At 68.7% G+C, this 13,753-nt stretch carries 9 protein-coding genes and 1 pseudogene; 7 read left to right on the top strand and 3 right to left on the bottom strand.

All coding sequences use genetic code 11. The features are described 5' to 3' along the window. The first annotated feature begins 366 nt into the window (after positions 1 to 366). Positions 367 to 762: an endonuclease domain-containing protein gene (locus LXB15_RS12265; RefSeq protein WP_255696594.1), complete on the top strand. Its 396-nt coding sequence runs from the start codon at positions 367 to 369 to the stop codon at positions 760 to 762. A 320-nt stretch (positions 763 to 1,082) separates the two neighbouring features. Here LXB15_RS12265 and LXB15_RS12260 read toward each other — a convergent pair whose 3' ends face one another. Then, positions 1,083 to 3,581 (bottom strand): ATP-dependent helicase, encoded by a 2,499-nt coding sequence (locus LXB15_RS12260; protein ID WP_233948723.1) that lies wholly within the window; start codon positions 3,579 to 3,581, stop codon positions 1,083 to 1,085. Between the two features lie 144 nt (positions 3,582 to 3,725). Between LXB15_RS12260 and LXB15_RS12255 the strand changes: the two genes are divergently transcribed. Then, positions 3,726 to 4,610, top strand: coding sequence for a dienelactone hydrolase family protein (locus tag LXB15_RS12255; RefSeq protein ID WP_233948722.1), 885 nt, complete (start codon positions 3,726 to 3,728; stop codon positions 4,608 to 4,610). A 203-nt stretch (positions 4,611 to 4,813) separates the two neighbouring features. On the opposite strand, the gene LXB15_RS12250 is transcribed toward LXB15_RS12255, so the two are convergent. After that, positions 4,814 to 5,982, bottom strand: a protein-coding gene (locus LXB15_RS12250; RefSeq protein WP_233948721.1) for an IS3 family transposase whose coding sequence is annotated in 2 segments (ribosomal slippage) — positions 4,814 to 5,718 and positions 5,718 to 5,982 — 1,170 coding nt in all. Because the reading frame shifts where the segments join, the coding sequence is not laid out codon by codon here. 65 nt (positions 5,983 to 6,047) lie between these two features. Between LXB15_RS12250 and LXB15_RS12245 the strand changes: the two are divergent. The 4 genes and pseudogenes from LXB15_RS12245 to LXB15_RS12230 form a co-directional block, all read left to right on the top strand. Then, positions 6,048 to 6,164 (top strand): annotated as a pseudogene (locus LXB15_RS12245) (dienelactone hydrolase family protein); the annotation flags it as partial. A 297-nt stretch (positions 6,165 to 6,461) separates the two neighbouring features. Then, on the top strand, positions 6,462 to 7,427 hold the full coding sequence (locus tag LXB15_RS12240; RefSeq protein WP_233948720.1) for a catalase family peroxidase: 966 nt from the start codon (positions 6,462 to 6,464) through the stop codon (positions 7,425 to 7,427). 13 nt (positions 7,428 to 7,440) lie between these two features. After that, positions 7,441 to 7,767, top strand: a complete 327-nt coding sequence (locus tag LXB15_RS12235; protein ID WP_233948719.1) for a plastocyanin/azurin family copper-binding protein — start codon at positions 7,441 to 7,443, stop codon at positions 7,765 to 7,767. A 45-nt stretch (positions 7,768 to 7,812) separates the two neighbouring features. Next, positions 7,813 to 10,275, top strand: a complete 2,463-nt coding sequence (locus LXB15_RS12230) for a bifunctional diguanylate cyclase/phosphodiesterase (RefSeq protein ID WP_233948718.1) — start codon at positions 7,813 to 7,815, stop codon at positions 10,273 to 10,275. Positions 10,276 to 10,347: 72 nt separating this feature from the next. Here LXB15_RS12230 and LXB15_RS12225 read toward each other — a convergent pair whose 3' ends face one another. Further along, positions 10,348 to 10,776 (bottom strand): hypothetical protein, encoded by a 429-nt coding sequence (locus LXB15_RS12225; protein ID WP_233948717.1) that lies wholly within the window; start codon positions 10,774 to 10,776, stop codon positions 10,348 to 10,350. A gap of 221 nt (positions 10,777 to 10,997) precedes the next feature. Here LXB15_RS12225 and LXB15_RS12220 point away from each other — a divergent pair, with 221 nt between their 5' ends. Further along, entirely contained in the window at positions 10,998 to 13,562 is a 2,565-nt protein-coding gene (locus tag LXB15_RS12220; RefSeq protein ID WP_233948716.1) for a cation:proton antiporter, read from the top strand. Positions 13,563 to 13,753: the final 191 nt, after the last annotated feature.

The following is a 13,753-nucleotide window of genomic DNA, read 5'->3' as shown; positions in this document are numbered from 1 at the left end:
GAGGTACGTCGGCGCGCCACCCCTCTCTTGCGATTTCTATTGTTTAGCGCCTGCGGCGCTAAGCGGATGAAATCGCTTTCTCCCCCTCAAGGGGGGAGAGGGGAGCCAGGGGAGCCAGGGCGCGGTGGAAATTGAGCGGGCGTCCGAGGTGAGCCGCCCTCTCTCCCCTTGAGGGAGAGAAAGCCTTTTCGCTGTTTTGGGCCAAAGGCCCAAGTCGCAGAAAAGGCAAGAGAGGGGTACGAGCGCGACCGCTGCGTCCGACTTGTTGCGGACCTGCCGGAGCCGGGAGGATGCACATCCGGCAGTTGAACCCACCGCGAGTTGCATCGTAGAAATCGCCGACCCCACCATTCGGTACCGCGCACCATGTCGCCGCATCGTCTCGTGCCATCCCCATACCGGCGTTTCGCCAGAGCCATGCGGGCCGATCCGACGGCAGCCGAACGGCGGTTCTGGCATCGCGTCCGGGCGGGAAGGCTGGGTGGGCTGAAGTTCCGGCGCCAGGTGCCGATGCTCGGCATCATCGCCGACTTCGTCTGTGCGGAAGCGCTGCTGGTGGTGGAACTCGACGGCTGGCAGCACCGGGGCACGCGTGACGGGGCGGCCAGGGACGCAAGCCGCGACGCGGCCCTGGCGGAGGCCGGCTATCTGGTCCTGCGGTTCGACAACGAGGATGTGCTCGCCGATCTCGATGCGGTGGCGGTGGCGGTGAGGGTGCTGGCGGTGGCGCGGGAGCGGATCGGGAGGCACGCGGAGGCATAGGCGGCGGCTGGTGAACCCTCTCTTGCGATTTCTATCGTTTAGCGCCTGCGGCGCTAAGCCGATGAAATCGCTTTCTCCCCCTCAAGGGGGGAGAGGGAGCCAGGGGAGTCAGGGCGGCGTTGTAAATTTGAGCGAGCGTCCGAGGTGAGCCGCCCTCTCTCCCCTTGAGGGAGAGAAAGCCTTTTTGCGGTCTTGGGCCGAAGGCCCAAGTCGCAGAAAAGGCAAGAGAGGGGTGCGGGGCGTCAATGCCAGGCGCGGCTTCTGCGGCACCGAGCCGTGAAATCGCTTTTCCCCGCAAGTGGGCGCCGGTGCGCCCCTCATCACACCGCCTCGACGAACCCCTCCAGTACGCGCTTCTGGCCGGCCTTGTCGAAGTCGACGGTGAGCTTGTTGCCCTCGACATTGGCGACCGTGCCGTTGCCGAACTTGAGGTGGAAGACCCGGTCGCCCTCGGCGAAGCGGCTGGGTTCGGTGGCGACGGACTTGGCCACCAGCTCGCCCTCGATCTCGCGCGGGCCGCCCTTGCTGGCCGCCGAGTAGAGGCCGAAGCCCTGGCGCGGCGGCTGGTTGTGGCCGCGGCCGGCGCGGGCGCCGGGGCCCGCCTCGCCATAGCTGATCTCGCGGCTGCGTCCGCCGGACCAGCCGTCGCCGCCGCTCTTGCCGGTGTTGGTGAAGCCGGCATTGGCCGCCTGCGCCCGGCGCCAGCCGGGGGTGGTGTAGGCGGCTTCCTTGAAGGCCGAGGCGCCGTCCCAGCGCGACGCGCCGTAGCCGCCATAGCCGCCATAGGAGGTGTTGGCCTCCATCACCTCGACATGCGCCTCCGGCAGCTCGTCGAGGAAGCGCGAGGGGATGGTCGACTGCCACATGCCGTGGATGCGCCGGTTCGAGACGAACCATATCTTCACCCGGCGCTTGCCGCGGGTGAGGCCGACATAGGCGAGGCGCCGCTCCTCCTCGAGGCCGGAGCGGCCGCCCTCGTCGAGCGAGCGCTGGTGCGGGAACAGGCCTTCCTCCCAGCCGGGCAGGAATACCGTCTCGAATTCCAGCCCCTTGGCCGAATGCAGCGTCATGATCGAGACGGCATCCATCTCGGCGTTCTGCTCGGTGTCCATGACCAGCGCGACATGCTCGAGGAAGGAGGGCAGCGACTCGTACTGCTCCATCGAGCGGACGAGTTCCTTGAGGTTCTCCAGCCGCCCCGGCGCCTCGGCCGAACGGTCGTTCTGCCACATCTCGGTGTAGCCGGATTCTTCGAGGATCTGCTCGGCGAGCTCGGTGTGCTTGACGGTGGCGAGCAACTCCGACCAGCGGCGGAAATCCGAGACGACCCGGCGCAGCGTGGCGCGGGGCTTGGGCTTCAGCTCCTCGGTCTCGGCCATCTCGCCGGCCGCGGCGATCAGCGGGATGGCCTTGGCGCGCGCATAGTCGTGGACGAGGCGGATGGTGGCGTCGCCGAGGCCGCGCTTCGGCGTGTTGACGATGCGCTCGAAGGCGAGGTCGTCGGCCGGCTGGCAGACGCAGCGGAAATAGGCCAGCGCGTCGCGCACCTCCATGCGCTCGTAGAAGCGCGGGCCGCCGATGACGCGGTAATTGAGGCCCATGGTGACGAAGCGGTCCTCGAACTCGCGCATCTGGAACGAGGCGCGCACCAGGATCGCCATGTCGTTGAGATTGTGGTTCTCGCGGCGCTGCAGGTCCTCGATCGCCTCGCCGATGGCGCGGGCCTCTTCCTCCGAATCCCAGCCGGCATTGACCTCGACCTTGGGATCCTCCGGGTCGGCCGCGTCGGTGAACAGCGTCTTGCCGAGCCGGTCCTCGTTATGGGCGATCAGGTGCGAGGCGGCGCCGAGGATGTGGGCGGTGGAGCGGTAGTTGCGCTCCAGTCGGATTACCGTGGCGCCCGGGAAATCCTTGTCGAAGCGAAGGATGTTGTCGACCTCGGCGCCGCGCCAGCCATAGATCGACTGGTCGTCGTCGCCGACGCAGCAGACGTTCTGCGGAACGTCCTTCGGGCGCTGGGCGAGCAGGCGCAGCCAGAGATACTGGGCGACGTTGGTGTCCTGGTACTCGTCGACGAGAATGTACTTGAAGCGCCGGTGGTACTCGGCGAGCACGTCGGGATGCGCCCGGAACAGGGCGATCGGGTGCATCAGCAGGTCGCCGAAATCGCAGGCGTTGAGTGCCATCAGCCGGGCCTGGTAGGCGGCGTAGAGTTCACGTCCCTTGCCGTTGGCGAAGGCGCGGGCGTCGCCTTCGGGGATGTCCTTCGGCGTCAGGCCCTTGTTCTTCCAGCCGTCCATCATGTTGGCGAAGGTGCGGGCCGGCCAGCGTTTGTCGTCGAGATTCTCGGCCTGGATCAGCTGCTTGATCAGCCGGATCTGGTCGTCGGTGTCGAGGATGGTGAAGTTCGACTTGAGCCCCACCAGCTCGGCGTGGCGGCGCAGGATCTTGACGCCGATCGAATGGAACGTGCCCAGCCAGGGCATGCCCTCGACGGCGCCGCCGACCAGGAGGCCGACGCGGTTCTTCATCTCGCGCGCCGCCTTGTTGGTGAAGGTGACGGCGAGGATCTGCGACGGGAAGGCGAGGCCGAGATTGAGGATATGGGCGATGCGGGTGGTCAGCACCCGCGTCTTGCCGGTCCCGGCGCCGGCCAGCACCAGCACCGGCCCTTCGGTGGTTTCCACCGCGGCCCGCTGTTCCGGATTGAGCCCGGCGAGATAGTCCGGGGCCCGCGTGCCGCGGGCCGCCATCGCCCGCGCGGCGATGCCGCCGGTGCGCGCCGGCGCGGCCGCGCCTGATTCGTCGAAATCGGTCATCGTTCTTTATGTAATGGATGGCGCCGGGAACACTAGGGGAACGGCCCGGTCGATACGCCGCGGCGGCCGGACTTGGCGACCCCGGGAGGCGCCGCTATCGTGGACGGGGCTCGCCGCACCGGCGAGGCGACGGGAGGGATGCGCATGAGCGTGACGCCGAAGATCACCCAGGCGATGATCGACGCCTACGACGAATATACGCATCTGACGCTCGACCGACGCGGCTTCATGGCGCGGCTCACCGGCCTCGCCGGGTCGGCGGCGGCGGCCTCGGCGATCCTGCCGCTGATCGCGGCGTCGCCGGCACGCGCCGCGCTCGTCGATCCGCAGGACCCGCGTCTGTCGACGCTATGGGCGAAATTTCCCGTCGGCGACACCGAGATGCGCGCCTATGTCGCCAAGCCGGCGGAAGGCGAGGGACCGTTTCCCGGCGTCCTCGTCATCCACGAGAATCGCGGCCTCAACGGGCATATCCAGGACGTCGCCCGGCGACTCGCGCTGGAGGGCTTCATCGCCGCAGCGCCGGACTTCCTGTCGTCGGAGGGCGGCACCCCGCCGGACGATGACGCGGCGCGCGAGTTGATCGGCGCGCTCGACGCGGAGCACACCATCGCCGAAGCCGTGGGGTCGCGGGAATGGCTGGCCGCGCTGCCGGGGTCGAACGGCAGGGTCGGCGCGGTCGGCTTCTGCTGGGGCGGCGGCCTGGTGAACAGCCTGGCGGTCGCCGATCCGGATCTGGCGGCAGGCGTCGCCTATTACGGCCGCCAGCCCGACGCTGAGGACGCGCCGAAGATCAAGGCCGCGCTGCTGCTGCACTATGCTGGGCTGGACGAGCGGATCAATGCCGGGATCGACGCTTATCGCGCGGCGCTCGAGGCGGCGGGCGTTCCGCACGAGATATATGTTTACGAGGGGGTCAACCACGCCTTCAACAACGACACTTCGGCTGCCCGCTACGACAAGCCGGCCGCCGACCTCGCCTTCCAGCGCACGGTCGCCTTTCTCCGGGAGCGCCTCTCCGCCGGCTGACCTTTCGCCCCGCCGCCGCCCTGGCCCCCGGCCGGCTGCCAGCCGCCGGTCGTCGTGCGGCCCTCGGCCCGGTGACCGGGGCAGGGGATCCTTCCAGAAAATTCATGATGTTGTCCGGTCGCCCGGGTTTCTGGCGGCCCGGTAACGCGCACTTAAGGGCCCGCGCGCACTGGCCTGCCCCCGTTAGGTGATCCGGTTTGAATCTAATGCATTGTGGGCTTGACGGCCACGGTTGAGGTGGCCGGCGAAGCCGGTTGGGTTGGCGCAGCCGGCCACACCACAGCGGCTGGTGCTGGCGGGCGGTATCCGAGGGCAGAGTGCGGGCGCCGAGTGTTGTAGTGCTGACGCCAACATTCGATGACGATCCGTGCCTCCGCCAGGCTGTAGAACAGCTCACCGTTCAAGAGCTCGTCGCGGAGCTTGGAGTTGAAGCTTTCGCAATAGCCGTTCTCCCACGGGCTGCCCGGCTCGATGAACGCCGTCTTCGCGCCAACCGCCGTGATCCACTCCCGCACCGCCTTGGCGACGAACTCCGGGCCGTTGTCCGAACGAACATGTCCAGGCACGCCCCTTAGAATGAAGAGATCGGACAGGACGTCGATGACGTCGGTGGATTTGAGCTTCCGATCGATCCTGATCGCGATGCATTCCCGGGTGAACTCGTCGATCACGTTCAGCATGCGGAACTTCCGGCCGTTGTGGGTGCGATCCTCGACGAAGTCGTAGGACCAGACGTGGTTGGGGTGTTCTGGTCGAAGCCGAAGGCAGGAGCCGTCGTTCAGCCAAAGGCGGCCCTTCTTCGATTGCCGCGCCGGCACCTTCAAACCTTCCCGGCGCCAAATGCGCTCGACGCGCTTGGCATTTACCACCCAGCCGGCGCTCTCCAGCATGGCCGCGATGCGGCGGTAGCCGTAACGACCATACCGGGTCGCGAGCGCGACAATGGCAGCGGTCAGTGCGGCATCGTCAGCTCGTCCCTTCGGCGCCTTGCGTTGGGTAGATCGATGCTGCCCCAGAACCCGGCACGCCAGCCGCTCCGACACGCCAAACTTCGCAATGGTGTGGTCGATGCAGCAGCGACGGCGGGCGGGGCTCACCAGTTTCCCGAGGCGGCCTCCCTGAGGATCAGCTTCTCCAGCGTCAGGTCCGACACGGCCTTGCGCAACCGCTCGTTCTCCTTCTCCAGGTCCTTCAGCCGCTTCACCTGGTTGCTCTTCAGCCCGCCGAACTCCTTGCGCCAGCGGTAGTAGGTGAACGGCGTTACGGAAATCGTGCGGATCGCTTCCGCCACCGGACGCCCCTGCGACAACAATACGTCGACCTGCCTCAGCTTCGCGACAATCTCTTCAGGCTGGTGCTTCTTCCTCGGCATTCCTGACATCCTCCAAAGGCTTAAAAGCCTACCTCAGGGAGGACCACTTTTCAGGGGGCAGGCCAGGGGTCAACCACGCCTTCAACAACGACACTTCGGCTGCCCGCTACGACAAGCCGGCCGCCGACCTCGCCTTCCAGCGCACGGTCGCCTTTCTCCGGGAGCGCCTCTCCGCCGGCTGACCTTTCGCCCCGCCGCCGCCCTGGCCCCCGGCCGGCTGCCAGCCGCCGGTCGTCGTGCGGCCCTCGGCCCGGTGACCGGGGCAGGGGATCCTTCCAGAAAATTCATGATGTTGTCCGGTCGCCCGGGTTTCTGGCGGCCCGGTAACGCGCACTTAAGGGCCCGCGCGCACAGATGACCCGGCAGGCTTAGTATCTGACGGGAAATCCATGCGCGCCGAGACAGCGAAGCGGAAAGACGGCCGAGGCAGACGCCCCTTCGCTAGGGCGTGCATCGCCCTCGCGGCGGGCGTGCTCGCCGTGGCGCCGGCCGTCGCCGGGGAGCGGCCCGCAACCGGCAATCCCACCGCCACGGCACGCAACATCGTCGGCGCGCTGGACACGATGTCCGGCGGCCCGCACCGGGGCCATCCCGCCGCCCATGCCAAGGGCGTGCTGGTGGAGGGAAGCTTCGAGCCGCATCCGGACGCCGGCGCGCTCACCCGGGCGACGCACATGAGCCACGGCCCCGTCCCGGTGATCGTACGCTTCTCCAACTTCTCCGGCGTGCCGACCGTCCCGGACGGCGATGCGTCGGCGACGCCCAACGGCATGGCGATCAAGTTCCTGCTGCCGGATGGCGGGTCCACCGACATCGTGGCGCACTCGTTCGACGGCTTTCCGGCCTCGACGCCGCAGGAGTTCCTGGCCTTTCTCGAAGCGATCGGATCGGCCGATGCCGCTCGGCTGGACCGTCACCTTGCCGCCCATCCGGCCGCCCGCCGGTTCGTCGAGACGCCGAAGCCGACGCCGGCGAGCTATGCCCGGCAGCGCTTTTACGGGGTCAACGCCTTCCGCTTCACCAACGCCGCCGGAACGACCCGCTTCGGGCGCTACCGCATCGAGCCCGAGGCCGGCACGCGGTTCCTGTCCGCTGAGGCGGCGGCGCAGATGGCGCCGGACTTCCTGGCGACGGATCTGCGGGACCGGCTTGCCGGCGCGCCGGTGCGCTTCCGTCTCGCGGTGCAGCTCGCCGCCGAAGGTGACGCCCTCGACGATGCCGCCATGTCCTGGCCGGAAGGCCGGGAGGTCCGGGAGCTCGGCACGCTGGTCCTGCGCACGGCCGCCCATCCCGAACGCGGCCAAGGCCTCCTGTTCACGCCGCTCAACCTCGTCGACGGCATCCTGCCATCCGACGACCCGATGCTCGTCTCCCGCACGCGCGCCTACCGGATGTCACACGACCGCCGGAGCCCACGCCATGCGGAAGGCGCGGCAGCGAACTGAGGGAGGGAGCGCCATGATGAAGGTCGTTCTTGCCGCCGGATGCGTCGGCTTCTGCGCGACGACGGTTGCCGCCCTGGCGACCGATCCCCTGCGGGTGCGCCAGCATGATCGCCAGTTCGACCGGCGGGAGCTGACCGTCCGGACGGGCGAGATGGTGCGCTTCAGCAACGACGATCCGTTCCTGCACCAGGTCTATGTCGAGTCGCGGCAGTTCAGCTTCGACTCCAACGAGCAGTTTCAGGGCGAGGCCATCGACGTGACCTTCGACCGTCCCGGGTCCTACGAGGTGCTGTGTGGCATCCATCCGCTGATGAGCGTTCGGGTGGACGTCGTTGAGTGACCTGACCGCCGCCTTCCTCCCGCATCCTCGTGCCCCGGGCCGTCCATGCCGATCAAGCTGAAGCTGCTCCTCGGCTGCCTGTGCCTGACCCTGCTCACGCTCGGGCTCGGCGCCTACGCGCTGAAATCGCAACGCGACGTGGGAACGCTGGCCGAGCGCATCTACGACGAGGCGCTGGTCTCGATGAGCTACCTGCGCTCGGCGCAGAACCGGCTGCTGAAGCAGGAGGCGGCGTATCGCGCCTTCGCCATGGGCGAGTCCGTCCCCGACGGCACCGCCCTCAGCCCGCTCGTGCAGGCCCAGCCACTCGCGGCGATCCTGCAGGATCTCCAGGTCGCGTCCGAACGGGCGATTTCCGCGGCGGGCAAGAAGCAGACGAGCGACATCCATCGGCGGCTGATCGCGCTGGCGACGGCCCCCGCCACCACGCTGCCTTCGCAGGTGCTGGCCGAGCTCCGCGCCATCGACGCCGAACTCGACGTCGCGGTCGAGATCTTCGCCGGCGACGGCTTCCGCTTCCGCCGCGAGGTGCGTGATCGCATCGAACGGTCGCTGGACAATGCCGGCTTCGCCATGGCGGGGGCGATCGCCATCGCCCTGGCGATCTCGCTGATGCTGACGCGGGCCATCGTCCCGCCGCTGAACCAGGCCGTCACCGTTGCCCGCGCCATCGCCGCAGGCCGGCTGGACAACGAGATCCGACCGCAGGGCGTCAGCGAGACGGCGCGGCTGCTGACGGCGCTCGCCACCATGCAGGAGAGCATCTCCGAGAAGATGCAGCGCATCCGCGACCTGATGGCGGCGCAGGCCGACAGCTACAACGATCGCATGCAGCAGCAGCACGCCCGCTTCGACGCCGCCCTCAACAACATGTCGCAGGGGCTCTGCATGTTCGACGACCAGCAGCGACTGGTCGTCTTCAACCGTCGCTTCGCCCAGATGTTCGGCGGCATCCAGCTGGGCGTCGAGGCGAAGGACGTGCTGATCGATCCCGAGCTCAGCCATGTCCTCGCGTCGCAGACCCAGGCATCCTACAACCAGGAGCTGCCCGACGGGCGGATGATCGCTATCTCCCACCAGCCGATCGAGCGCGGCGGCTGGGTCGCCACCTTCGAGGACGTCACCGACCGGCATCACGCCCAGCTCAAGCTCAGCCACATGGCGACCCACGACGCGCTCACCGGCCTGCCCAACCGAGTGCGGTTCCGCGAACGGCTGGAATCGGTGGTGCGAAAGCCGCGCGGCGCCCGCCGCGTCGCCGTCCTCTCGCTCGACCTCGACGGGTTCAAGACGGTCAACGACACGCTCGGCCATCCGACCGGCGACAAGCTCCTCAAGGCCGCCGCCGAGCGGCTGCGCCTTTGCGTCGGCAAGGACGACCTGCTGGCGCGCTTCGGCGGCGACGAGTTCGTCATCGTGCAGATCGCCACCCATCCGGAGGTCGCCGCGGCGACCCTCGCGCGGCAGATCATCGAGGTGCTCAGCCGGCCCTTCGTCATCGACGGCCACGAGATGGTCGTCGGCGTCAGCATCGGCATCGTGCTGCCGGGTTTCCGCAGCGAAGCCGGCCCGGAACGCAATGTCGACGTGCTGATCAAGAACGCCGACATCGCCCTGTATCGCGCCAAGGCGGAGGGACGCAGCACCTGGCGCTTCTTCGAGCGAGCGATGGACACCGAGCGGCAGGCGCGCCGGACGATGGAGATCGACCTGCGGGTGGCGCTGGAACGCGGCGAACTCGAGCTGTTCTACCAGCCCTTCGTCGATGTCGCCCGCCAGCGCATATCGGGCTTCGAGGCGCTGATGCGCTGGCGGCATCCGGTGCGGGGCTTCGTCTCGCCGGCGGAGTTCATCCCGGTCGCCGAGGATTGCGGCCTGATCCACGCGATGGGCGCCTGGGCGCTGGAGACGGCCTGTGCGCAGGCGGCGGGCTGGCCCGAGGACCTGGTCGTCTCGGTGAACCTCTCGCCGGTGCAGTTCAAGAAGCCGGGGCTCGCCGACGACGTCGAGCGGGCGCTTGCGGCGTCCGGGCTCGCCCCGCAGCGCCTGCAGCTGGAGGTGACGGAATCGCTGCTGCTCCAGGATACCGAGTCGGTGATCGCGACGCTGAACGGCTTCCGCGACCGCGGCATCGGCATCTCGATGGACGATTTCGGCACCGGCTATTCCTCGCTCGGCTACCTTAACCGCTTCCCGTTCGACAAGATCAAGATCGACCAGTCCTTCGTGCGCACCATCGAGGCGAAGGAAAGCCGCGCCATCATCCGGGCGGTGATCGGCCTCAGCCGGGCGCTGGGCATGGCGGTGCTGGCGGAGGGCGTCGAGACGCGCGAGCAGCGCGACGCGCTGATCCTGGAAGGCTGCTCCGAGATGCAGGGCTTCCATTTCAGCAAGCCGCGGCCCGCCAACGAGTTGCCCCAGGTGCTGATCGAGTTCGGGCTGCGGCACCGGATGGTGGGAAGCGCGGTGGCGAACCCGGCGGGGCGCCTCGCCGTCGCCGCGGTATAGCCGCGCCGCGGTCGGTCGCCGATCGTCGATAGGTCAGAGTCGCGGGCCCGCCCTGAGCCGGCCGACGGTGCTTCAGACGCCGGTGCCGCGAGACGGCATGGCGGCGCGGGGAACGGGCGTCTCGAAGGCGAGGGCAAGGCCGGCCGGCCGCTCGACGGCACGGCCGCGGCGGTCGTGCACCACGCCGGCGGCCACCGCGTATCCGGCTTCCTCGAGCTCGCGTTCCGCCCGCGCCGCGCAGTCGAGCGTGCGCAGGCGCCGGTCGAGGGTCGCCAACACGTAGGCCGCGGCGCAGCCGAGCAGCACGAGCTCGAACCAAAGGAGGTTCGCCGCGTCGAGCCCGAGCCATGGCCCCCCCAGGTACAGCACGGTCCCCGCCAGCGTGACCGCCAGAACCTGGCCGTCGCGCCGGGCCGTCTGCCGCCGGCATTCATGCAGCCAGTAGTACCGGTCGATCAGAAGCCCCAGCCGGGCCGGCGCTTGCGCCCTCGATCTGCTCACGCGATCCTCATGCGTTGCGAAGAGTGGCGGGCGATTAACGGAAGATTCACCGGTTGTCGAATCGCCTCGCTTGCCCTCCTGCGGCAGGCGGGCTCCGCTGCTCGCGCTGCAGCGCGGCGGTTGCGCCATGGAACCGCCCTGCTGGTATGGTCGAGTGCTTCCGAATCTCCAGCGCAGCGATCCGTCGCGCCACCGGTACCATCTCAACCCAGGGCATCCGCTTGTTCGACGTCGCGGCGATCATTCTCGTAGTTGCCGGCCTTCTGCTGATCGTCGCCGCCCTGCAGCCGGTGGCGGCGCGCTTCCAGCTCCCGTCGACCATCCTGCTCGCGGCGGTCGGCGTGGCGCTCGGCTTCCTGGCGGCGTTCCTCTTGGCGACGCCGCTGACCGACGCGTTCAACGTCATCGTCTCGCCGATCGTGAACCTGCCGGTCCGCTCGTCGCTCTTTCTCTACGTGTTCCTGCCGCTGCTGCTGTTCCAGGCCTCGATCATGATCGACGTGCGCCGGGTGGTGGACGACGCCGTGCCGATCCTGGTGCTGGCGGTGCTCGCCGTGGTGTTGGCGGCGGCGGTGATCGGCTTCAGCCTCAGCGCCCTGTTTGGCGTGCCGCTGCTGGGTGCGCTGCTGCTCGGCTCGATCGTCGCGACCACGGACCCCGCCGCGGTCGTGGCGATCTTTCGCGAACTCGGGGCGCCGGCGCGGCTCACCCGGCTGGTGGAAGGCGAGAGCCTCCTCAACGATGCGGCGGCCATCGCGCTGTTCTCGCTGCTCTTGACGGTGATCGTCTCGAACCAGCCGCTGGAGGCCACCGACGCGCTCATGCGCTTCGGCACGACGTTTCTCGGCGGCGCGCTGGCCGGCTTCGTCGGCGGCTATGCGCTCAGCCTCGCGCTGCCGATGATCGGCGGCATCCGCTCGGCCGAGGTCACGCTGACGCTCGGCGCGGTCTATGCGATCTACATCCTCTCCGACCAGCTCTTCGGGGTCTCGGGCGTGGTGGCGGTGGTGGTCGCCGGGCTGGCGGTCTCGGCGATGGTGCCGGCGCGGATCGCGCCCAGCAACTGGCGCTATCTGCGCGACGTGTGGGAGCAGATCGGCTTCTGGGCCGGCTCGCTGGTCTTCCTGCTGGCCGCCATCCTGGTGCCGCGCATCCTGTCGGAGGTGCGCTTCCAGGACCTGCTCATCGTGCTGACGGCCGTCGCCGCGGCGCTCGCCGCCCGCGCCGTGGTGATCTTCCTCGTGCTGCCGGCGCTGAGCGCCATCGGCGCGGCGCGGCCGGTCAGCCTGCCCTACAGCGTGACGATCTTCTGGGGCGGGCTTCGCGGCGCCGTGACCCTGGCGCTGGCGCTGGTGGTCACCGAGAACGGCTACGTCGAGCCCGAGCTCAAGCGCTTCATCGCGGTCACCGCGACCGGCTTCGTGCTGTTCACGCTCTTCGTCAACGGCCTGACCCTGCACCGGGTCATCCACTGGCTGAAGCTCGACCGGCTTTCGCCCGTCGACAGCGCGGTGCGCAACCAGGTCTTCGCGCTGACCCTCGCCGAGGTGAAGGACACGCTGGAGCAGACGGCGCGGCGCTACGGCCTCAACGCGGCGGCGAGCGGGGCGGTGATCGGCACCTACCGCACCCGGATCGAGGAAGCCTCGACGCTCGACATCGAGGAGGTGCTGACCGACCGGCAGCGGGTGACGCTCGGCCTCATCGCCCTCGCCACGCGGGAGAAGGAGCTGATCCTGCAGCATCACGGCCGCGGCACGATCGCGCTGGATTCGGTCGGCGCCATGCTGAGCCATGCCGAGCGGCTGGTGGAAGGCGCCCGGAGCGACGGGCGCGTCGGCTACAACCGGGCGGCCCGCGAGAGCCTCGAATACGGCCGCGGCTTCCGCATCGCCTACGAGCTGCATATCCGATTCTCGATCGACCAGTTCCTCACGCGGCGGCTGATCCGCCGGTTCGAGACGCTGCTGGTGCTCAGCCTCCTGACCACCGAGCTGCTGGAGTACATCCCGCAACGCATCACCCCGCTGCTCGGCGGGCGCATCGGCGCGATCCTGACGGAGATCGTCTCCAGCCGGCACGAGGCGGCGAACAACGGCCTGCAGGCGCTGCGGCTGCAATATCCCGAATACGCCACCGCGGTGGAGGAGGAATTCCTGTCGCAGCTCGGCGAACAGCAGGAACTCAGCCATTTCGACGACCTGTTCGAGGAGGGCATCCTGGCGCTGGAGATCCACCAGGATCTGCGCCGCGCCGTGCTCGTGCGGGGTCCGCTGCGCGAGAAGAAGCCGCTCGACCTGAAGCTGAACACGTTCGACATGATCCGGTCGATGCAGATCTTCCGGCACCTTGACGACAGGCAGGTGAAGCGGCTGGCGCGGCGCCTGAAGCCACGCATCGTGCTGCCGGGCGGCTATCTGGCGCGGCGGGGCGAACTGCCGACGGGCCTCTTCTTCATCGCCTCGGGCGTCGTCGAGGTGCGGCGCGAGGACCAGGCGGTGACGCTCGGGCAGGGGGAATTCTTCGGGGAGATCGCGCTGCTGACCGGCCGGCCGCGCGGCGCCGACGTCGTGGCGCTCACCTATTGCAACGTGCTGGTGCTGGCGGCGGAGGATTTCGCGCGCTTCCTCAAGGCCTTCCCCAAGATCAGGGAAGAGATCGAGAAGACGGCGCTGCGCAGGGAAGAGGACAATGCCGGCCATCGCGTCGCCGCCGCCGAACGGCATGCGGGCGCGGCGGGCGAGAAGGAGGGGCCGGCCAGGGTCCTGGTGCCGGCCTCCGAGTGAGCCTGCTCCGGGGCCGCTGCCCCCAAGAGGCGACGCCACGACGGCGGGCCGGGACTGCCGGATACCGAAAATGCCGCAGCGTCTGTTCACGTGCTCTTAGCCGCGGAATGCTATAGCGTCGGGAGGCACGAGACCTTGCTCGGCAATCCAGGGAGATCGCCTGTGCAGACGAGCCCGCTCCGGGCGCTGAC

This window comes from Aurantimonas sp. HBX-1 (genome assembly GCF_021391535.1).
GTDB lineage: Bacteria > Pseudomonadota > Alphaproteobacteria > Rhizobiales > Rhizobiaceae > Aurantimonas.
Note: the sequence above shows the minus strand (reverse complement) of the source record. Positions and strands in the feature narration are given on the sequence as shown.